15 protein-coding genes are annotated in these 22,903 nt (G+C 59.5%); 14 read left to right on the top strand and 1 reads right to left on the bottom strand.

What is annotated here, in order from left to right:
- Positions 1-96: 96 nt before the first annotated feature.
- From L286_RS40520 to L286_RS40500, 5 genes are all read left to right on the top strand, one after another.
- Positions 97-2,769: a TonB-dependent receptor domain-containing protein gene (locus L286_RS40520; protein WP_235181745.1), complete on the top strand. Its 2,673-nt coding sequence runs from the start codon at positions 97-99 to the stop codon at positions 2,767-2,769.
- 191 nt (positions 2,770-2,960) lie between these two features.
- A complete protein-coding gene (locus L286_RS40515; protein WP_020817625.1) occupies positions 2,961-5,462 on the top strand; it encodes a TonB-dependent receptor in 2,502 nt (833 codons plus the stop codon).
- A gap of 113 nt (positions 5,463-5,575) precedes the next feature.
- Positions 5,576-7,273, top strand: a complete 1,698-nt coding sequence (treF, locus tag L286_RS40510; RefSeq protein WP_007686882.1) for an alpha,alpha-trehalase TreF — start codon at positions 5,576-5,578, stop codon at positions 7,271-7,273.
- A 31-nt stretch (positions 7,274-7,304) separates the two neighbouring features.
- The gene (locus L286_RS40505; protein WP_007686881.1) at positions 7,305-8,660 is read left to right on the top strand and encodes a hypothetical protein; all 1,356 of its coding nucleotides are present in this window, start codon (positions 7,305-7,307) and stop codon (positions 8,658-8,660) included.
- A gap of 137 nt (positions 8,661-8,797) precedes the next feature.
- Positions 8,798-10,114: an MFS transporter gene (locus L286_RS40500; RefSeq protein ID WP_020817627.1), complete on the top strand. Its 1,317-nt coding sequence runs from the start codon at positions 8,798-8,800 to the stop codon at positions 10,112-10,114.
- On the opposite strand, the gene L286_RS40495 is transcribed toward L286_RS40500, so the two are convergent.
- Positions 10,053-11,222 (bottom strand): ROK family transcriptional regulator, encoded by a 1,170-nt coding sequence (locus L286_RS40495; RefSeq protein WP_020817628.1) that lies wholly within the window; start codon positions 11,220-11,222, stop codon positions 10,053-10,055. The genes L286_RS40500 and L286_RS40495 overlap by 62 nt on opposite strands.
- Positions 11,223-11,416: 194 nt before the next feature.
- Between L286_RS40495 and L286_RS40490 the strand changes: the two genes are divergently transcribed.
- The 9 genes from L286_RS40490 (at position 11,417) to eda (ending at position 22,624) form a co-directional block, all read left to right on the top strand.
- Positions 11,417-13,675, top strand: coding sequence for a TonB-dependent receptor (locus L286_RS40490; protein ID WP_007683004.1), 2,259 nt, complete (start codon positions 11,417-11,419; stop codon positions 13,673-13,675).
- 306 nt (positions 13,676-13,981) lie between these two features.
- Entirely contained in the window at positions 13,982-14,815 is an 834-nt protein-coding gene (locus tag L286_RS40485) for a DUF1868 domain-containing protein (RefSeq protein WP_007683002.1), read from the top strand.
- A 4-nt stretch (positions 14,816-14,819) separates the two neighbouring features.
- Positions 14,820-15,695, top strand: a complete 876-nt coding sequence (locus L286_RS48035) for an acid phosphatase (protein ID WP_235181746.1) — start codon at positions 14,820-14,822, stop codon at positions 15,693-15,695.
- A gap of 22 nt (positions 15,696-15,717) precedes the next feature.
- Entirely contained in the window at positions 15,718-17,013 is a 1,296-nt protein-coding gene (locus L286_RS40480; RefSeq protein WP_007682999.1) for a sugar MFS transporter, read from the top strand.
- Between the two features lie 69 nt (positions 17,014-17,082).
- The gene (gene zwf, locus L286_RS40475; RefSeq protein WP_007682998.1) at positions 17,083-18,528 is read left to right on the top strand and encodes a glucose-6-phosphate dehydrogenase; all 1,446 of its coding nucleotides are present in this window, start codon (positions 17,083-17,085) and stop codon (positions 18,526-18,528) included.
- Positions 18,521-19,192, top strand: coding sequence for a 6-phosphogluconolactonase (locus tag L286_RS40470; protein ID WP_007682996.1), 672 nt, complete (start codon positions 18,521-18,523; stop codon positions 19,190-19,192). The genes zwf and L286_RS40470 overlap by 8 nt, the downstream gene beginning before the upstream one ends.
- Positions 19,189-21,009 carry a phosphogluconate dehydratase gene (gene edd, locus L286_RS40465; RefSeq protein WP_025161198.1) on the top strand — a complete coding sequence of 607 codons (1,821 nt, stop codon included), beginning with the start codon at positions 19,189-19,191 and terminating at the stop codon, positions 21,007-21,009. The genes L286_RS40470 and edd overlap by 4 nt, the downstream gene beginning before the upstream one ends.
- Entirely contained in the window at positions 21,006-22,013 is a 1,008-nt protein-coding gene (locus L286_RS40460; protein ID WP_007682993.1) for a glucokinase, read from the top strand. Before edd ends, L286_RS40460 begins: the two co-directional genes overlap by 4 nt.
- On the top strand, positions 22,013-22,624 hold the full coding sequence (eda, locus tag L286_RS40455; protein WP_007682991.1) for a bifunctional 4-hydroxy-2-oxoglutarate aldolase/2-dehydro-3-deoxy-phosphogluconate aldolase: 612 nt from the start codon (positions 22,013-22,015) through the stop codon (positions 22,622-22,624). The genes L286_RS40460 and eda overlap by 1 nt, the downstream gene beginning before the upstream one ends.
- Positions 22,625-22,903: the final 279 nt, after the last annotated feature.

Below are 22,903 nucleotides of genomic sequence, written 5' to 3'. Positions count from 1 at the left end.
GAACGGAGCACGTTCGGGCGCGGACAATTTTCCTTGGTTAGTACGCGGTTTTCATTTCCCGGAAGGGAGTTGTGCGCCCTCCTCGCGCCAGCGTTCTTGCTCGCCCCAGCCCCTGCGCTCGCACAGAAGGTCGACTTTGATGTTCCCGAGCAACGGGCGGTCACCGGTATCCCGGAATTTGCCCGGCAGGCGAAAATACAAATCGTTGCTCCGGCGAATATCGACGGACTGAGGACGCGCGCGGTACGGGGGCGTCTGTCAGTTGACGAAGGACTCAGGCGACTGCTTCGCGGGACGGCGTTATTCGTGATCGCGCGTAACGGCAATGCAATCAGCCTGGCCGCAAGACCCCGCGTCGTGAAGCGGGTAACTAGAATGCCGTCGCCACGGCAACCTCGGGCTCCAGTTCAACCAAAGGCCGAGTTACCGCGTGAGCAAAATCCCGATCCTGATATCGTCGTGACCGGCACAATCCAGCCCGAGCGAAAATTGGATGCCGGGCTAGCGATCACGACCGTGACCCTCGACCGAATCCGTGAGCTAGCGCCGAACAACACCGCCGACATCTTAAAGTTGGCTCCCGGCATTTGGGCAGAAACCACAGGAGGAGCGACTGGAGCCAACGTCTTCGTGCGCGGTTTCCCAACGACCGGGGATGCTCCTTTTCTCACCGTGCAGTTGGACGGCGCGCCGATTTACCCTCCGACTGAACTGGCGTTCAGCGAGAATACGACCCTGTTCCGGGTCGACGACATGATCGATCGCGTCGAGATATTACGAGGCGGCACGAGTCCGATCTACGCCAACGGTCAGCCCGGCGCGGTCATGAACTTCATACAGCGCACCGGAACGCTCGAGTTGGAAGGTGGTCTCCGCCTATCGACCACGGACTACGGCACCCGGCGCGCCGATGCCTACCTCACTGGACCGATCACACCGAAAACCGTTTTCGCAATCGGCGGATTTTACCGCGCCTCCGACGGCCTCCGACATACGCAATTTCCCGCTGACTTGGGTGGCCAAATCACGGCCAACATCACGCATGAGTTCGAGGGCGGCAGGGTCACCGCCTACGCTCGCTACACGCGGGATCGAAACGCCTTTTACACCGGAGTTCCCTTGCTTGCTGACGGTAAAGGCAACTTCAACGCCTTGCCCGGCTTCGACCCTCTTCGTGATACGCTGATAGGAAACGATACGCGGCGGCTAGCGATCGAAAATGGCCCCGGGCAATCGCGCTCAGTCGACTTGAGCGAGGGACGTGGCGTTGCTCTCTTTCTCGCAGGTATGAGCTTCGAGTGGTCTCCGGACGAGAGCATCAAGATCACAAATCGACTCAATGTGACCGCTGGCGACGCGAATACGATTGGACTGTTTACAGGACCAGTCCCCGAGACCCTCGGCCAATATCTCTCCAAAACCATCGCGCGAGCCAATGGCGATCCACGTATTGTTGCCGCTGCGGGTCTCGCGTCGTCGGGACAAGGTTCTCTCGTGTCCAACGGGCTGCCAATCACGCCAGATCGCTATGTCCTTACGGCAGGGCTTTGGTCGATTAGCGAAAGAATCTCCTCGATCACGGATGAGTTTCGCGTGACCCGGACGATTGGCACGGAGCACAAGCTCACTGCGGGATTCTTCATCGCGAAATCGAAATCCGAAGACCTACGCCTCTTGGGGAACAATCTGCTACTTCTAGCAGAGCCGAATGCACGACGCATCGACCTCCGATTGAACAATGGGGTGCAGGCCAGCCGAGATGGATTCGTGAGCGCCACCACCGGCCAGGTCGTGGGCGGCAGCGACAGCACAAATGTAGCGCTGTTCCTGAGCGACAAATGGTCGGCCTCTGACTCTACCACCATCGACGCCGGTATTCGGATTGAACATCAGTCCCTACGGGGGGGCGTGCAAAATGTCCTAACCGGCAACGATTTCGACGGCAATCCACTGACGATTTACAATAACAACGGAGCCCGACTGCTGACGACGTCCAGACCGCTCGTCGATGATGCCTACCGAGTGTCCTGGGCCGCTGGCATCGTGCAAAGACTTGTCCCCGACCGTCTGACGCTTCACGCGCGCATGAATCGCGGCTCCAATCTGCAAAGCTTTGACAAGCTGCGAATCGGAGATCAGCGAACGCAGTCAGCCAACGTATTCGAAGCAGGCGTCGACTACGCCGACGGGCCGGTCCGGGCTTCGATCAACACCTTCCTTAATCTGTTTTCGGGCCTCCAGTTCACGCGATTGCTCGCACAGCCCGACGGCACGATCGGGTCGATCGTACTTACGGGGGGAGCGCGAGCGGCAGGTATCGAAATCGAGACTGAGGTTCAACCTAGCGAGGGATGGTCGATCGAGTTCCGCGGCACATATGAAGATGGTCGGTACAAGGGATTTGGCGGTAACGCGGGGCACCGCATAGTCCGTCAACCAAATCTACAATTCGCCGTCTCGCCCTCATACACAGCAAAAGTTGGCAGCGCCGACCTGAAAGTCACTGGAACCTACACATATGTGGGGGTGCGCTATTCAGATGTCGAGAACCTTCAACGGCTTCCGCCATACGCGACAGTCGATGCGGGGCTTCACTTCAGACTCGACAACGGCGTTTACATTAATTTGATCGGTCAGAATCTGCTCGACACCTTCGGCCTAACCGAAGGAAACACTCGCGTACTAGGCGCCGTTCTAACGTCGGGACCTGTCATCGCCCGCCCGTTGTTCGGCCGGAATTTGACTGTGTCCTTCGGCTATCGATTTTGAGGCGAAGCGCGCCACTCAGGTGTGAGGTAGGGCCTTTGCTTTGCGCGGCGGACCCAACTTCCTCAGAAAAATTCGCAGGCCGATAGCCGGAATTTTTTAGCCAAAAGCATCTCCTCAGCGGAAGCGGATCAACCGCGTCCAATTTGGGAGACGGAAGCGCGTCCTCCCACAAACCTGCTGGGGGGACCAAAATGCGCCTCGATTTTCGAAATTGCCTTCTCGCCACCGCCGCAGCGGTCGCCTTGCCGACCGTGGCTTACGCCCAGTCAAGCTCGGGGGCAGTAGCGCCCGCCGCTGCGACTTCGGCCGCACCGCAGACCAGCGCCGCCCGGACTACGGACGAAAACGAGATCGTTGTAGTGGGATCGGCCGACCCAAATGGCCAGCGTAAGCTGGAGGCGGGATATGCGGTGACCTCGATTTCCAGCGACGCGATCCGGACGGCCGCTCCGATCAGTGCTGCAGACGTTCTTAAGCTCGTGCCCGGCGTCTGGGCAGAAACCACCAGCGGCGTATCCGGCCCCAACGTCATGGTGCGCGGATTTCCTACCGGTGGCGACGCCAAGTTCGTTACGATGCAAATCGATTCACTTCCGATCTACCCGGCATCCAGTCTCTCCTTCCTGGACAATTCCACCCAGTTCCGTCTCGACGAGACGGTCAAGCGGGTCGAAACGACCATTGGCGGGCAAGCTGTGCTCCTCGGCAACGGCCAGCCCGGTGCCACTGTGAACTTCGTCCAGAAGAACGGAAAATCCGATCCGGGCGGCGTGCTCATGGCGACAGTGGGCACCGGGTCATTTTATCGGATTGACGGCTACTATGGGGCAGACGTCGGAAACGGCTGGTACGCAAGCGTCGGCGGCTTTTATCGTAACGCGAAGGGCGTCCGGAACACCCAATTCCCCGCAGACGACGGTCATCAGATCAGTGGAACGCTGATGAAGGAGTTTGAGGATGGTGGATCCTTCACGCTTTACGCAAGGAACACATATGATCGGAACGCCTTCTTCACGGCGGTCCCGCTCATCCGCGAGGGCACCGGCGACCAGATCTCGCTGCAACCCTATCCTGGCTTCGACCCGACCCGAGACACTTTCTTAGGTAACGCGAACCGTATCGTCACGTTCGATATCGCCTCGAACGGGACGAACACGCCCGTTTCGAAAACGGTCGATCTTTCGCGCGGGCGCGGCATAGATCTGAAGCTTGTCGGGCTCGATTTCGACAAGCAATTCGGTGCGTTCTCCTTCTCGAACAAGCTTGCCTATTCCGCTGGCAATGCACCGACAATAGCCCAATTTACTGGCGCGACTCCGGTAACCCTTGGTTCCTTCATCAACAGCCAGATCACTACGGCCAACAGCAACGCGGCAGCTCTCGCGGCGGCGGGTCGCCCTGCAACCGCTGGCACCGCAACACTCATCAGTTCGGGAGCAGCGCTCACCGACCTGAACACCCGCGTGATCGGTATCGGGGTGTTCTACGTCAACAAGAAGATCCGATCGTTTCAAGATGAGGCACGCCTGTCCACGGAGCTCTTCTCGGGCAACCGGCTGACCGCTGGTGCCTATTTCGCGGACTATAGTTCCGACGACACCTGGTACACCGGCCATCAGCAGCTGATGACGGTGCAGAACAATGCCCAGCCCATCAATTTGGTGCTGAACAACGGTGTTCGCGTCACCAACGGAAGCGGTGTCTATGGACCGACGGCTCTCGCGCTGCACAACATCTACAATGGTCGCAACACTGCGGTCTTCGTGACGGATCAGTGGGACATCACCGATCGTCTAAAGGTCGATATCGGTGGCCGCTACGAGTGGGAAACTATCGACGCGACTTTCCAGAACTCAACCAAGACAATGATCTCGACCGATCCGCTCGCGCTTTACGACTACAACGTTTCGGTCCTCCTGCCGAGCACGCGACCTGTGGACTACAGCGGCTCTCGCGGCGCGTTCAACGTTGACGCGAACTACGAAATCGCTCCTGATTTCAACGCGTTTATCGGCTATAACAAGGGCTACTCCTTGCCGACGTTCGACGATTTGCGCGCCGGTGTGACGCAGATTACCAATGTCGATCAGATCCAGGGTGGTATCAAATCACGCGGCTCTTGGTTTGCTCTGAACCTCACAGGCTTCTACAACAAGTTCCAGGGCCAACCGTCGTCGCAGCTTCTCGCCGACGGCACTCTGCTTCGCTACCTTACCAGTTCAGACACTTATGGTCTTGAGTTCGATGGCGTCATCCGTCCGTTCGAAGGCTTCTCGGTCTCCGCTTCGGGTGCGTATCAGCACGGCAAATATACTGCAGGCGGCCCCGGCATCACCGGCAATCAGGTGCTGCGCCAGCCCGATTTTCAAGCCCGCGTGACGCCGAGCTACACAATCGACACACCGATTGGCGGACTGACACTTTACGCCACCGGAACCTTTGTGACAAAGCGCTACGCCGATCTCCAGAACCTTCAACCCCTTCCGGGCTACGAGACGCTCGACATTGGCGCATCATTCGAATTCGAGAATGGAATGACACTGGCGTTTACGGGCACCAACGTAACGAACACGTTGGGGATCACTGAAGGGAACAGTCGCGTCGTCGGCAGTGGTGTCGACGGTGGCGGTGTGTTCCTGGGCCGCCCGCTTTTTGGGCCGAACTACCAGGCCAGCTTGCGGATGAAGTTCTAAAACTGGCGATGGCCCGAGCTTCGGCTCTGGCCATACCTTCCTGCTTAGGTAGTCTCCAAGTGCGTCGATCCACTTCTTCAATTCTGATTTCTTCTGGTCGCGCCCTGGCAATCATGGCGTCAGTCAGTGGCATCACTCTGGCAATGGCTGCGCCTCGCTCCTCGATCTTGAGCAGGTTGCCGGCAGGAAGTCGGCCCATAGCGGTATCGACGCCCGCGCAATCCGACGCCACGATCCGCAGAAGGCCTTCCGAAGGATCTGCGCGATCGGCGTCCGAGCGCGCATTAGAGGTTTCCCGCTCGGCCAAGACGCCCGCGGACACGTTTGGCCCGCTTTACGACGCCGTCCAGCGCGCCAAGGTTTTTCCAGACAACAAGACGTTTGTCGACCTCATCCCGAGAGAGACGCCCGACACGATCATGGCAGCTTTTCGCGCCGAGAGCCCGCAGACGCGCGATCAGCTCATGGCCTTCGTCGGCCGACACTTTCGATCGCAAAACGAGGTGGGCGCCAAGCCCAGACTGCGCGAACATATTAAGGCTCTGTGGACGATCCTCGCCAAGCCACCGCTAGCGGTCGTGCCAGGCTCTTCCTCGTTACAACTACCCAACACATTTGTCGTGGCGGGCGGCCGCTTCAACGAGATGTATTATTGGGACAGCTATTTCACGATGCTCGGTCTCAAGGCCGATGGCGAGAAGCCCCTGATCGAGGCGATGCTCGGTAACTTTATGTCGCTCGTAGAACGATATGGGCACGTTCCTAACGGCACGCGAAGCTACTATCTGACGCGATCACAGCCGCCATTTCTGTCCTTCATGATGGATCTATCGGACAACACCGATCCCGTCATCAACGCGCAGCGCCTAGAGGTTCTCAAGACCGAGCACGCATATTGGATGGCGGGGAGCGATTGCCTGGGGAAGGACGGAACCTGCCAGCACGTCGTGCGAATGCCCGACGGCAGCCTGCTCAATCGCTACTGGGATGCGCGCGACACGCCCCGCGACGAGAGTTATACGATCGACGTCGCGACTGCTGCCGAGGCTGCACCGCGACCCGCAGCCATGGTCTATCGAGATCTCCGCGCGGGTGCCGAGAGCGGATGGGATTTCAGCTCGCGCTGGTTACGCGACAGCAAACGTCTCTCGACGATCCACACGACCGAGATCGTCCCGATCGACCTCAACAGCCTCTTGTTCAATCTCGAGCGCTCGATCGCGCGTCGTTGCGCCTCGGCGGAAGACTCAACCTGTGCAGCGAAGTTTAGGCGCCTTGCCGATGCCCGCCGCACCGCAATCGACAAGTATTTATGGAACGCGACCGAGAAGCGCTTCGGCGATTGGGATAGGTCTGCGGGTAGATTGACGGCTTCGGTCAGTTCGGCGGCCTTGTACCCGCTGTTTGTTGGTTTAGCGACGACCCTTCAGGCCAACGAAACGGCGAAGCTGACCGAAGCGAGACTCCTCGCGCCAGGTGGCCTGCGCACGACGACGGTCGGGACCAGCGAGCAATGGGACGAACCCAACGGCTGGGCGCCATTGCAATGGATCGCCGTCCAGGGTCTCGATCGTTACAACCACACGGCGCTCGCTGACCAGCTCGCAAGCCGGTGGGTACGGACCGTTTCCGGCTTCTACGACTGCACAGGTCGCATGGTCGAGAAATACGACATCGAGAGCGGACTGGCAGGCGGTGGCGGGGAGTACCCCGTTCAGGACGGCTTCGGCTGGACGAACGGTGTGACACGAGCGCTCCTCGATCGACCGGGGATCGAGAGATCGATCGTCGCGTCATGCCCAGCGAAGTGATCTCATGAAATCAATTGTTCGGAGTAGAGACATGTCGGAGCGCGCCGGGTTGAGAACCACCTTTCTTGAGCGCGCAACGAGCGGACTCAGTCGCTGGCGCACGCGGAGAGAGCGCGCACTGCTGGCCATCGCGGTCGTGCTCGCGGCATCTGCTTCCGCGCCGGTCATGGCGACACCGTCCGAAGATCAACTTCCGGCCTGGACCAAGGGTTATTTCGATATCCATCACATCAGCACAGGTCGTGGCAACGCCACCTATTTTGTGTTTCCCGACGGGTCGACGATGCTGATTGATGCAGGCGAAGCTGACCCATCATTTGTCGAAATGGTACAGCCCCTGAAGGCGTTTCCGCCAAAGCCCGACGGTCAGCATTCGGCCGGTTACTGGATAGCCGACTATATCAAGCAGTTCGCCCCGGCGGGGCGTCCTGTGAAGCTCGATTACGCGCTCATTACCCATTTTCACACCGACCACATGGGTACGATCACCGCCGACAAACCGCTGTCGAAGACCGGCGCTTACCGCCTTGCCGGCATAACTGAGGTGGGAGACCTGATCCCCATCAGCACCCTGATAGACCGTGCCGCGCCCAACTATGATTATCCCGTCGATCTTCGTCGGTGCGCGGGCGAACTGTCGGGCAACAATGGGATTTCGCTCGCCAATTACCTCAGCTTCGTTGATTATCGTTTGCGGCATGGGCAAGCGGTCGTCGGTCTCACGCCTGGCGCCCTAGATCAGGTTAAAGTATCCCAGCCGTCGGCATTTCCAAGCTTTCATATCCGCAACATCTCTTCGAACGGAATCATCTGGACTGGTGCTCGTGATGAAACACAGCATTACATTCCAGAAGGTGCAGTAAAAGACTGCAAATTCGATGAAAATCCGTTTAGTAACGTGCTAACGTTTTCCTATGGACGCTTCAAGTATTACACGGGTGGTGACATTCCAGGAGTTCCAAGTTACAATCAGCCATGGTGGCGGGATATAGAAACCCCTGTTTCAGCCGTGGTGGGACCGGTAGACGTCATGTTGCTCGATCATCATGGCAATCGTGACACCGTAAATGAAAATATTCTGCGAAACCTAGCTCCGCGTGTTCTGATCCAAGAGAATTGGCTGTCACCTCAGCCGGGCGAAGAAGTAGTTAACAGGATGGCCTCGAAGGGGCTGTACTCAGGACCCAGGGACGTTTTTGCCACCGGTATGGCACCCGAAACCCGATTTGCAATCGGCCCAATCATGGACAGCATTTACAAGAGCTACAACGGTCACGTCGTCATCCGTGTCGCTCCAGGCGGTGAACGCTACGAGGTCTTTGTTCTCAATGATGAGACGAGCCGGCGCAACGTCCTGAAAAGGTTCGGTCCATACCGATCGAAATGAGTTTAGCGCGGTTGCAACGTTGAGGGCCATCAAAGGATCGCTGCCGGCTTCCGAAGCTGCTGGGCTTTACCCGAATGAAGATTGAGCGCTAGGGTTATCGATCAGGAGAATCGCCAGGAAGCCCTTACGGAAGAGTTATGGACGCCGTGTCCAACAAGGAAGTTCCCCATTCCGACGGGCAGACGCTTCGCTCGGTAGCGCTCGCTTATGCGTCTGCTCACTTCGGCAAGAGCATCTTCTGGTATGGTAGCGAGTCTCTGTTTGCGTTTTTGCTGACCGAAGTTGCCCAGCTCGGCCCCTCCTCGGTGGGTTGGGTGCTGTGCGGAAGCTTTCTGCTGAGTGCCCTACTGGACGTAGTGGTGGGTGTGCTCCTTAAACGCCGCCTCTCGAGCGCCGTATCAGCCGCCCACCTACAGTTCATGGGGGCGCTAGCCACATCGGCAGCCCTCATGTTCCTATTTGCAGTCCCAGCAATGAGACCCGAAGCTCCTTTGACTTTGTCTGCAATCGCGATCTTGCTGTTCAGGATCGCTTATGCCTTCATCGATATTCCACAGAATTCCATGCTGAGTTCAGTGGTCGGCACGGTCTCAGACAGAGCCTATCTCGCTGCTGCACGGCTCGCCGGGAGCGGTCTTGCTGCCCTCACGGTTGCCGGCACGGTGGCCTCTCTTGTCTATTCGATCGAGACGATGCGCGCGCCGCTGCTGCTCGGGCTTGGCATTTTCATGGCGATCATCACCGTCGGTGCCTGTGCGATGCTTTATTTCACGGTCCGGGATGACGGCCGTGACCCGGCCTTGCCTGTCCCAGCCGAAACTTCAGTCATGTCCCTCGGCCGAAAAATCGACTCGATGGCCTGGCTGCTGATCGCGGCAATGTTCATCACATCCTTCGCGAGCCCGGTGTTCACCAAGCTCCTTCCTTACTACGCCGCATCGCATCTTCTCGATCCGGTTCTTGGCACGATCACGATCTCACTCATCTCGGTCGGCATGGTGCTGGGGCAGCCATTTTGGCTTCGCGCTCTGAAAGATCGATCCGGTACCATGAAGATCATGGTCACTTGCCTCAGCATTTCTGCGACCGCTGCCCTCTTCGCAGCGGCGGGCACGGGCGCCGCATGGTCCATCCTGCCCACCGCCTTATTATTTGGCGTCAGCAGCGGCGGTGTTGGGACGGCCCTATGGTCGGCATATGGCGACGTCATCGCCGACACCGGTGCCGGAAATGAGGGCGTGGCCTACGGCCTGTTCACAGCCTCCGCGAAACTCTCGCTAGCGATTAGCGCGGCAGGAATCGGCTTGCTCCTTGAGGATACCTCGTTCCGCGAGGTGACAAGCAGCCGCCTGCTGTTCGGAATGACGCTACCGGCGATGATCGCCGGGGTGCTTACTGTTCTGCTCCTGCTCCTCTGGCGGCGGCGATGGGAGTACGCGCGCCCTGCGGCGTAAAAAAGGTCGCGCGTAGCGGTAGCATCGCTGCACCAATGGCCGCCGCGTCCGATAGCACTTCCGCTGGCACTAGCCTTGCGATCGGACGGGCGACCGAGCGACGCCGCTGGTCAAACATTTCAACCTTGGCCGCCAAGCGCTGGGCCAAATCGGTGGGAATGAGGCCTCCCAGAACGATGGCGTCGAGGTCTAGGATGGCCGTTGCGTTCGAGATGATGATGGAAACAGAATCATGCACACGAGAGATCCACTCATCGATCGCCTGCCAAGACGGATCGTAATTGGACACGAGCTCGTCAACAGTCTCGAAGCTGATTCCGTCACGGGCAGCTAACACACGTAGAAGCTCCAGATTCGGGAACGGGTAAATATTGGGGGGCAAGCCACCTGCGAATTCGCCGGCGTTGCCATAGCGCCCGCGCCACAGGTCGCCGTTCAGCATGAGACCACCGCCGACGCCGGAACTGAGGTAAAGATACGCAAAGCTCGGCGCCCAGCGACCAACGCCCAGCATGCCTTCGGCAAGCGTTGCGGCGTTACCGTCGTTCTCCGCAAATACGGAGCAGGCGAGCCTTGTCCGAAGGATGTTCTCCACGTCAATTCCGGCCCACTCTTCAAGATAGCTCGGCGTGTTGAAAGATCGCGCATCGATGAACGAGCCAGCGATGCTGATACCAAGGCCGACAAAGCCACCGCGCCGAACGTCTTCCCCGAGGTCGCCTCGCATCTCACCCTCGATCCACTCGGCAACATTTTCCACGCCCATGGTACGGGGATGAGCCTTGCGCCGGGCTACCACCTCACCGGCAAAGTTCATCACCACGAGCGATGCCGTTCCAGCGGTGATCGACACGCCAATTGAATGGGCGAAGTCTCCGACGAGCTTGAGCGCCGAGGTTCGATATCCCTTTGCGCCGCTCACCTTTTCGCCGGCAGCGACCATCTGCCGGTCCGTTAATCCACCCACGATGCGTGAGATTGACTGCTGAGTCAGATCGAATGCATTGACCAAGTCGCCCTGCGTGGTGCTGCCAGCGCGGAATAGCGCGTCAAGCACAGCTCGCTCGCTGTTCATCAGCTTCGCAAAAGAGGGATCGTTCTCGGACATTTTGCCAGCAATTCTCCTGTCACCCTAGGTGATTGCACCTGTCGCGCGTGGAAACAACAGCGCCTTCACAAAAATAATGTCATAAGACTTACACTTTATGAGTGTATTTGTGCCGCATTGGTGGCATAGAGGCTGCCAAGCGGACTTGCGGCGAGTGATTTCGACGCATCCATACCGTGCTAAAGGAGGATCAAATGTCTGGAAATCGCTCAAACTTCGTGCGTTTGACGAGCACAGCCTGCACTGCAGCGATGATCGCTATGGCGTTCGGCTCGCAAGCTCATGCCCAGGCCGCTGCACCGCCTGTCGCCGAAGGCGCGACCGAAACAAGCGACATCGTCGTCACGGCTACGCGTCGCGCGGAGCCTCTCCAGAAGGTCCCGATCGCAATCTCGGTCGTTGGTGGGGACATCTTGCGTTCCGAAAATCGCGCCGGCCTGCAGGGGATTTCGACGATCGTCCCATCTCTGAATTTCCGTAACACGGCATCGGCCAAGGATCAGGCGCTCTTCATCCGAGGTCTTGGTACGGTATCGACCTCGCCCGGCGTTGAGCCCACGGTTTCAACCGTGATCGACGGCGTGGTTCTCGCGCGTCAAGGTCAGGCCAGCATGGACCTGATGGATATCGATCATATCGAAGTCCTGCGCGGCCCGCAGGGAACCCTCTTCGGAAAGAACGCTTCGGTCGGTGCGGTAAACATTGTCACGCGCGCGCCCGGCGATGAATTCCACGGGTTTTTCGACCTTGGATATTACACGGGCGGCGACGAGTGGAGGGCTCGCGCGGGTGTTTCCGGTCCGCTGGGCGAAAAGGTCGCATTCAGCCTTACCGGCGCCTATTCTCACTACGATGGCAATGTGACGAACGTGTTCGACAACAGCACGGTCAACGGCTTCCGCAACGCCGGTGTGAGGGGCAAGCTCCAGTTCAAACCTACCGAAGACCTCACCATAACGCTCATCGGCGATTATGCCGATGCACGGAACACCACGCCCCAGGGCGTTGTCTCATCGACGACACTGATCGCATATCCGACGAACGCCGTGACCAGTTTCCCTGCGTTCGCGACGGCGGTTGCGCCGGTTGTACCAAGCGCGGAAAACCGTTCAATTAACTCCAATTACTTCACCAACGCCGAGGACAAAAATTACGGCCTGTCTGCCCAGATCGATTGGAACATTGGAGACTACACGCTCACCTCCATCACCGCATGGAGAGGGTGGAAGAATGACCAAGCGCAGGATCAGGATCGTCTGCCGCGTGCGACGACCGCCTTTGCCCAGCAACACGACATCGGCAATCTGCACTTCGATCAGTATTCTCAGGAGTTGAGGCTCGCATCTCCGAAGGGCCAGTTCATCGACTATCAGGTGGGTCTCTTCTACTTTCAGGGAGACGATACGGAACGCTATCAGCGGACGACCACGCTAGGCACCGGCGCGAGCTTTGTTGGTGTCGCCAACTATAGTGTTTCCAACAAGAGCTATGCTGGCTTCGGCGAAGCGAATCTGCACTTTACCGAACGGTTTCGCGGAACGCTTGGCGGGCGGGTTACGCGGGATGAGCTAACTTACTCCTTTGCCCGAACCTCGACCTCGCCCACACCGGTCACCGGCATCCAGACTGCGTTTACGGCGGGTGGAAATACGAGCAACACCGGATTCTCGGGTCGTGCGGGCGTGCAGTACGACCTTACGCCTAAGGCGATGGCCTATTTCACCTATGGTCGCGGCTACAAAGGCCCCGCCTACAACGTCGCCTTCAGCATGTTGCCCCAGGACACGTCGGCACTGAGCCCGGAGACATCCAATTCATTTGAAGTCGGCCTGAAGTCGCGCTTCTTCAACGATATGCTCCGTTTCAACATCGCAGCTTTCCTGGACAAGTTCAAAAACTATCAGGTCAATTTCTTCGACACGTTCAACGGATCGCCGGTCACGCGCCTGATCAATGCTGGTAGGGTCTCGACGCGAGGTGTCGAAGTCGATGTGGCCCTTCAGCCGTCGCGAGCTTTCACGCTGTCCGCCGGTGGCGCCTACACTAACGCCCGCGTCGACAATTTCACCTGCCCTGTGGGTGCAGCCGCGTCGTGCCAGATCAATGGTCAGCCGCTGCCCTATGCGCCGAAATGGAAGGGCAACGTCCGCGCGAGTTACGAAATTCCGCTGAGCGGCGACCTTTCGATCCGCCTGACCACCGACGCAAATGCGCAAAGCGAGGTCCAGTACAGCATCAACCAGACGCCAACGACTGTGCAGAGCGCGTTTGGAATCTGGAACGCTTCACTCGGTCTGCTGGGCGGCGATCATTGGGAGTTCAACTTTGTCGTGAAGAACATCACAGACAAGTCCTATTCCACCAACTTGGGCACGTTCGGCCAAGGCGTAGTCCGCTTCGTTCCGCGGGATGATCGTCGTTATGTCGGCGCGAACTTCCACCTTGCATACTAGGGCTAGGTGGGGGTGGGTCGCCGGGCTCAGGCTTCGAATAAACACTCCCCCCTGACGGGGGAGTCAAACCCTCGGGTTACCGGCACATACTGCCCTCAGATTCGATGGACCGACACTGCAAGTTTGGTCTTCGGGCCGATGCTTGAATGTGACGGTTTCATGCCACGGCAGCCAGCCTTCGAGAAAATTTGTCTGCCGTGCCCGGAAACGAGACTGTCAACGCATCTACCGAATTACAGACGATCAGATGCAGGCGATTTCCGTTGGTCAAAGTTCAATTTTCGGTTCTCGCTGGGAACGCGCATCATGCTCCCCAGCCAGACAGACAACAGCGAAGAAACCGCACAGATGAAGATGCATTCAACCGACCGTCGCAATTTTCTCGGACTCATGGCTGCGGGAGCCACGGCGGTTGTAGGCGCGCCCGTCTCCGCGAGACAGGTTCGTTCGAAATTTCCCCCAGACGTCGGGTCGAAATTCTATGCTGACGGCCGCGTCCACCCATTTCCGGGCAACACTGTCATTTGCCATGTTCCCCAGCAAGGGGAGCACTCCGGCTGCTTCAACGCGCTTTTGGACATCTATCGGGAGGCTCCGGCACATCCGTTCGTTCGCAAGATCACGCTACTTCCGCCGTCGAGCTACCATATGACGATATTCGGTGGAGCGAATGACAAGCCCCGCGAGCGCAAATCCTGGCCAGCCGATCTTCCGATCGACATGCCGATCGAGCGGTGCACCGAAATCCTTGCGGAACGGCTCAAGGCGGCTCGCCTTGGATGTAGCCTGCCCATAAGGATGAAAGTCGATCCCTCCCAAGACCCGACGAACGGGGCTCCCCTCACGCTACGGCTACTTCCAGTCGATGAGGCAGAACGTGGCAAGCTCGCAGACCTCCGCCGCGCGATCGCAGATGTGACCAAAGTCCCAATCCCGACGCCAGACACTTACCGCTTCCACATCTCTCTGGGCTACTTCGTCGCCTGGCTGACCGCGGCTGAGCAGATCACATTTGCGAGGACTTTCAACCGCTGGGCCCAGCAACTCGCATCGAAGTCGCCGGTGATCACGCTGGGAGCACCGGAATTCTGCTCCTTCGACGACATGTTCGCCTTTCACCGCATCATCTATCTGGGATAGGCACATGGCATCCCTCGATCATTCGCCGCCAACTGTGGGCCGCCCCGGTTGCCACTCTTCGATGGCAAAATGGGCTTTGCGGTCGGCAATCGTATGTATCGCTAGCCTAGCGATCTATACAGCGTCGGGCGCTCGCGAGCCGAAATCGGCCGCCACGTACTTACCGGCGACGCCGTTCAGCATCATCGATGTCATACCGCCAGCTCCTGTGGTTGGCGACCCGCGTTACGAGGCCGATCGCGCCATCTTCCTGAAGACCAGAGCCCTCCAAAATAGCGATCGCTGGCGCTTGGCAACTCGAGATGTGAGCGAAAAGCCGGGTGACCTCCTGCGAGACTTCAGCTGTGCTGCCGGGTTGAGTCTGACACCCGAGAAGGCACCACGGCTCACCGCCCTCCTGGTTGCCGCCGCCGCTGACACGGCGCGGGTCAACAATGAGGCCAAGAACCGCTTTCAGCGCGCCAGACCCTTTAAGATCGACGCTGGACCAATCTGTCAGCCAGCCGCCGAGGTTACGAACAGCTACGACTATCCCTCGGGTCACACGACGCGCGGATGGACGTGGGCTACATTGCTTGCACAATTGCTGCCGGAGCGTGCGGTTCCAATTCTCGCACGCGGTCGCGCCTATGGTGAGAGCCGTGTTGTGTGCGGCGTTCACAATGCGAGTGCGGTCGAAGCGGGACGTCTATCCGCGTCGGTCACACTGACAGTGATGCAGCGCAACCCCCGCTTTCAGGCAGACATGCGGGCCGCTCTTCGCGAGCTCGACCTGCTGAAACGGCGAAGCAGTGCGAATGCACTAGCCTGCGGTCCGAACGAACAGATCATTCCGTCAATATTCACGCCGCGACACCAGCCGGAGCCAGTCGGCCCCTGACGTCCTGCGAGAGGAGAGAGCTATGCAGTTGAACGTCGAAGCCATTACATCGACGGATCCCGTGGCCGCAGACGGATCGCCCGACAACGGTGTCGATGCTCCGGATCTCCGCATCTTCGTCTTTGCTCTCTTTCTGGTGTTCGGTGGCATCACCAGTCTGAACGACGTCATCATTCCGAAGCTGAAGGACTTGTTCACGCTCAGCTACGCTCAAGCCATGCTTGTGCAATCGGCCTTTTTCGCAGCCTACTTCCTGATCTCGGTGCCGGCAGCGGCAATCGTGCGGCGCTTTGGCTATATGACGACCGCATCGATCGGCCTTTTGACAATGACGGCGGGCTGTCTGCTGTTCATCCCGGCAGCTGCGTCCGCCACTTTCGACGTATTTCTGTTTGCACTCTTCGTATTAGCAGCCGGGATCACCACAGTTCAGGTCGTGGCCAACCCGCTCATTTCGCTTCTCGGCCCGGCACGCACGGCCAGCAGTCGCCTGACCTTCGCTCAGGCGTTCAATTCGCTCGGCACGACCATTTTCCCGATCGTGGGTTCGATACTCATCCTCGGCTCGCTGAACGAAGTGAACGTAGCGACGCTGTCGGGGGCCGCGCTTGACGCATATCGCGCTGCCGAATCTCAGGTGGTGGTGAAAACCTATCTCGGTTTGGCTGCGGCTCTCATGATCGTTGCCGGAGTGGTCTGGCTTCGACGCGGACGGCTCGCGAATACGGTCACGGACGACACCCCGATATTGCGCGCTTTTAATCTGCTCCGCCAGCGGCGCTTCTCTTTCGGCGCTCTGTGCATCTTTCTTTACGTGGGTGCCGAAGTCGCGATCGGTTCGCTGATCGTCAGCTACCTTACGCAAACGGACACTCTCGATCTCGGCCAGGAAGCGGCCGGACAGCATGTCGCTTTTTACTGGGGTGGCGCCATGGTGGGCCGTTTTGTGGGCGCAGGCATTCTGCGCGTCATCAACCCGGGCAAGGTGCTGGCGAGTGTCGCCACCGCCGCGATCCTTCTTATCCTCATCTCGGCCAACACCGTCGGTACCATCTCCGGATGGGCATTGCTGGCGATCGGCCTGATGAACTCGATCATGTTCCCGACGATATTCACGCTGGCGAGCGCTGGTTTGGGCAAGCGTGCCGCCGAAGGTTCCGGGGTCATTTGCATGGCGATCGTAGGCGGCGCGATTATTCCGCCCCTTACCGGGCAGATGGCCGACATTTCCGGCTTGCGCGCATCGCTGCTGATTCCGGCCATCTGTTACGCCGTCATCGTCGCTTTCGGATTGATTTCCCGGAAGCCGAATTTCTGAGCAGCACAAAATCTCGCGCGCGCGGAGCACGGCGCAGGCCGCCGGCGTAAGCGATAAAAGGAAGATCTGATGCCTACGCTATTGCTCTTCGGAGCAACCGGAGACCTGTCACAGCGTATGTTGTTACCATCGCTGTTCGGCCTTGAGGCCGACGGTCTGTTGCCACCTGATATGCGGATCATCGGAACGGCGCTCAGTTCGATGAATGACGAGGAATTTCGTGCGCTGACCTCCGACGCGCTTGAACGAACGGTCGAAAGCACTCGCCTCGACCCGGCGACTCTCCAGCGATTCTCGGGAAGGCTGGAGTATGTCGATGTTGACGCGCGAGAAGAGTCTGGGTTTGCCAGGCTTGCCGATAGGATCGGGCCGGATCGAAGAGGTCTCTCGATCTTCCTGTCAACAGCACCATCGCTCTTCAGACCAACGATAGAAGGATTGGCGGGCGCCGGCCTAACTGTCGATGGTGCGCGGATCGCTCTGGAGAAGCCGTTAGGCAAGGACCTCGTCAGCTCAACGCAGATCAACGATGCGGTCGCCGAGTTCTTCTCCGAGGAGCAGACGTTTCGCCTTGACCATTATCTCGGAAAGGAGACTGTCCAGAATCTCCTCGCGCTGCGTTTCGGCAATACGCTTCTGGAGCCGATGTGGAATGCGCAGGGCATCGAGCATGTCCAGATATCGGTCGCGGAAACTGTCGGCCTAGAGGGGCGTGTCGGCTTCTACGACGGCGCCGGCGCACTTCGCGACATGGTTCAGAACCACATGCTCCAACTCCTCGCGTTCGTCGCGATGGAGCCACCGTCCAGTTACAATGCCCAAGCTATCCGGGATGAGAAAGTGAAGGTGTTGCGGGCACTCCGACGTATCACGGCGGAAGATGTCAAGAGCCACACCGTCGCCGGTCAATATCGATCTGGTGCTATCGCAGGCGCGGTGGTGCCCTCCTATTGCGACGAGCTTGGATGCGGCTCCGACACCGAGACTTTCGTCGCAATTAAAGCCCACATCGACAATTGGCGCTGGAAGAACGTCCCGTTCTATCTGCGGACGGGAAAGCGGCTTCCGATCCGGCAATCGAAGATCGTCGTACAGTTTCGCGGGGTACCCCATTCGATCTTTGAAACACGGGGCACCGCTCTCAAGCCAAACCGGCTCATCATCCGTCTACAACCCGAAGAAAGCATCAGCCTACTGATGATGGCCAAGCAGCCCGGCCTCGATAGAGATGGGATTCAGCTTCGTGAAGTGCCGCTAGACCTTTCACTGACCACGGCCTTTTCCGGTGAGCGGCGGCGCATCGCCTATGAGCGGCTTCTCCTTGATCTGATCGAAGGCAACCCGACGCTCTTCGTTCGGCGTGACGAGGTCGAGGCGCAGTGGGAGTGGATCGATCGCATCCGGTTCGGTTGGCAGGCATCGGCGTCTGATCCCAAGCCCTATGCTGCTGGCACCTGGGGACCGTCCGCCGCAATTGCTTTGACCGAGCGAGACGGGGTGAGCTGGCATGACTGAGTGCCTGATCGAAATCGTCAATCACGCATCACCCGCCGCCGCGGCAAGGATCGTGGCCGAAGAAGCCGCGACGTGGATCGCTATGTGCGCGATGGAGGGGGCGAGCACGGTGGTGCTGCCCGGTGGGCGCTCGCAAATCGCGATGCTCGCTGACTTGGCGTCCTATCATCTCCCTTGGAATCGGATCACAATCACAACGACCGACGAGCGGCAGGTGCCCGCCGACCATCCTTTGTCCAACATCGGCAGCTTACAGCGGATCTTCGAAGGCAGATGCGGATCTGCTGCCAACTTTGTCGCTCTCGACCGTGCGGGGGCAGCCAGCACCATTCGCTTCCCATTCGATTTGGTGATTCTGGGTATGGGTGCTGACGGCCATATCGCTTCACTCTTTCCCGGTTCGACCCTCGACGGCGATGATCCTCGTCAGCTCATAGAAACGATGCCGGACCCGGTGCCGATCAACGCGCCGGTTCCCCGACTCAGCTGGAATTTGACCGCGCTTACGCAAACGAACCGGACTCTGCTCGTCTGCGCGGGAAAAGCAAAACGAGCTGCATTGGAGCGCGCGCTCACTTCGTCAGAACCAAGCCCTCTCGGAGCTTTCCTTCGCCGAGCGCGAGGCATGGTCACGGTGCACTGGGCCGAGGATCAGATCGCATGACACTTCAACCGACCATTTCAGCCGTCACGGACAGGGTAATCGAACGCTCTCGGTCCTCGCGGACCCGCTATCTCGATTTGATTGCGCGCGAGCGCGATAGCGGCGTCGATCGCCCAAACCTGTCATGCGGCAATCTCGCACACGGATTTGCAGCCAGTGGCGAGGACAAGCCGGCGATCCGCGACGGCAAGGCGATGAACATCGGCATCGTCACGGCCTATAACGACATGCTCTCGGCGCATCAGCCCTATGGCCGCTATCCCGACCAGATGAAGATCTGGGCGCGCGAGGCGGGGATCACCGCGCAGGTCGCGGGCGGCGTCCCCGCGATGTGCGACGGCGTCACCCAAGGCCAGCGCGGCATGGAACTGAGCCTGTTCAGCCGCGACACTATCGCGCTGTCGACCGCGGTCGCGCTCAGCCATGGCATGTTCGAGGGCGCGGCGCTGCTCGGCATCTGCGACAAGATCGTGCCCGGCCTACTGATCGGGGCGCTGCGCTTCGGCCATCTGCCGACGATCCTGGTGCCGGCCGGGCCGATGCCCTCGGGGCTCGCCAACAAGGAGAAGCAGCGCGTCCGCCAACTCTACGCCGAAGGCAAGGTCGGCCGTGCCGAGCTGCTGGAGGCCGAGAGCGCCTCCTATCATGGCGCGGGCACCTGCACCTTCTATGGCACCGCCAATTCCAACCAGATGATGATGGAGGTGATGGGCCTCCACATACCCGGCGCCGCCTTCGTCAACCCGGGCACGAAATTGCGGCAGGAGCTGACCCGCAAGGCGGTGCACCGGCTGGCCGAGATCGGCTGGGACGGCGGCGACTATCGCCCGCTGGGCCAGTGCGTCGACGAGAAGGCGATCGTCAACGCAGCGGTCGGCCTGCTCGCCACCGGCGGCTCGACCAATCATGTCATCCACCTGCCCGCCATCGCCCGCGCCGCCGGCATCCTGATCGACTGGGACGATATCGATCGGCTGTCGGCCGCGGTGCCGCTGATCGCGCGGGTTTATCCCAACGGGTCGGGCGACGTGAACCATTTTCAGGCGGCGGGCGGCATGGCCTACACCATCTCGACCCTGCTCGATGGCGGCCTGCTTCACCGCGATCTGATGACAGTATCGACCGGCGATTTGACCGAATATGCACGCGAGCCAATGCTCGACGGCGACGCTCTGGCTTGGGCCGACGCGCCCGCCAACTCGCTCGACGAGACAATGCTTCGGTCTTACGACGCACCCTTCCTGCCAGATGGTGGGATGCGGCTCGTCACAGGGAACCTGGGCCGGGCTACCTTCAAGACCAGCGCGGTCGATCCCGCTCGCTGGACGATCGAAGCGGCCGTTCGAATTTTTGAAGATCAAGATCAAGTGGCCGCCGCCTTTAAAGTGGGCGAGTTAGATCGGGACGTCGTTGTCGTCGTGCGGTTCCAAGGGCCCCGTGCAAATGGAATGCCTGAGCTTCACAAGCTCACACCTTTGCTTGGCGTGTTGCAGGACAAGGGCTTCAAGGTCGCACTCGTCACAGATGGACGCATGTCTGGAGCGAGCGGCAAGGTTCCTGCAGCGATCCATGTCACCCCGGAAGCAATGGGCGGAGGACCATTGTCGCGTTTGCGCGATGGCGACGTTGTGCGGCTCGATGCAGTCGCAGGCTGTCTCGAAGTGAGACTGGCGCCGATCGTCTTCGAGGGACGTGCCCCGGCCGCACCGCCGATTGCCGGAAGCGGCACAGGGCGGGAACTGTTCGGGTTCATGCGGGTCGGTGCCAACGACGCAGAACAGGGTGCCTCGGCGATGCTGGCCGGTGCAGATCTATGAGCGCCAGTCCCATCGTGACGGCAGCACATGCGCAAAAGTGCGACGTCGTAGCCGTCGATATCGGCGGAACCCATGCCCGCTTCGCCATCGCGATGGTCGAAGATGGTCGTGTCAAGTCGCTCGGCGCGCCGACTACCTTGAAAACCGCGGAGCACGCGAGCTTCCAGACTGCTTGGCAAGCCTTTGCAGCGCTCAATACCACCCCGTTACCGAGGGCCGTGGCTATCGCGTTCGCAGGCCCGGTGTCGGGCGAAGTTCTCCAATTGACGAATAGCCATTGGGTCGTGCGACCAGCACTGATCCCCGAACGCCTCGACGTGGACGACTACATTGTCGTGAACGACTTCGGGGCAGTGGGGCATGCCGTCGCGCAAGCCGAGCCTGACGATTTCGTTCACCTATGCGGTCCCAAGCGGGCGACGCCGGTCAACGGCGTAATCTCGATCATCGGGCCGGGCACCGGCCTCGGCGTTGCGCAGTTGATGCGCGATGGCGCCGCCTACCGGGTGGTCGAAACCGAAGGCGGACACGGCGATTTTGCCCCACTCGACGGGTTCGAGGATGGCCTACTCGCAGCGATGCGACAGCAAACGCGCCGAGTGTCTGTCGAGCGGATAGTATCCGGACCCGGCATTCGCGCTCTCTATGAAGCCCTCGCCCGCGTCGAGGGTCACGTCATCGAAGCGCCCGACGACAAGGCACTCTGGACCGCGGCACTCGATGGTAGCGACCCGCTGGCAATTGCTGCGCTGGACCGCTTTTGCATGACGCTTGGCTCAGTCGCCGGAGACATCGCGCTCATACAGGGCGCCTCGGCAGTGGTGATCGCAGGAGGTCTGGGCGCACGCCTCGTCAACCATCTTCCGCATTCCGGATTTGCCGAGCGCTTCGCAGCCAAAGGCCGTTTCGAGACGATGCTGCGCGACATGCCCGTCAAACTGATCACGCTCTCAGAGCCGGGGCTATTCGGTGCCGCGGCAGCCTTCGCAAGGACGCACATATAATGACTATCGATGAAATTATGCGCGTGTCGCCGGTCATCCCGGTGCTCATCGTCGACGATGTAGCGACGGCGATACCGATTGCCGAAGCCCTCGTCGCGGGCGGCCTGCGAGTGCTCGAGGTGACATTGCGAACGCCATGTGCTATCGAAGCCATCGCCGAGATGGCGAAGGTCGAAGGCGCAATCGTCGGGGCCGGGACTGTGCTCAATCCTAAAGGCCTTGACGCCGCGCTTAGTGCCGGCGCGCGCTTCATCGTATCGCCGGGCCTAACAGATCGCTTAGCCCACGCCGCCCTTTCCAACAGAGTACCCTTCCTCCCTGGGATATCCTCCGCCGGAGACCTGATGCGCGGGCTTGATATGGACCTTCGCCATTACAAATTTTTCCCTGCGGCAACATCTGGTGGAATCCCTGCGCTGCGGGCGCTTGCGGCCCCCTTCGGCAATGCGCTCTTCTGTCCGACTGGCGGCATCTCTCAAGCATCTGCCAGCGATTGGCTGGCCGAACCTCATGTCGCCTGCATTGGTGGGAGTTGGCTGGTCAAAAACGGTGTAGCCGACGTGCGTGCAATCGCGGACGCGGCCTCGCTAACACGCAAAAGCACAATGTAGAGCGTGCAGGTGGCACTTATAAACGACAGCCAGACCTTGCCACTGATCGCACCTTCAACCTGAGCCAGATTCGAGCGATTCCGCACGAGGCACCAGTGCAGCTGCCGTTGATAAAGTACCAAGATTGAAGTTTTGAGGACGTAGCCCGCAGAAGAAATTCATTTCCTCTGTGGCCCAGAAACATCATCGTGGCGGCCATAGGGCATGGCGACGAATTCATTGTCGGTCGCGTGTCCGGATTTTTCGCTCCCCATGCATCAATCAATGGGCGCCACGAGG

Source organism: Sphingobium sp. HDIP04 (assembly GCF_000445085.1).
Classification (GTDB): Bacteria; Pseudomonadota; Alphaproteobacteria; order Sphingomonadales; family Sphingomonadaceae; genus Sphingobium; species Sphingobium indicum.
Note: the sequence above shows the minus strand (reverse complement) of the source record. Positions and strands in the feature narration are given on the sequence as shown.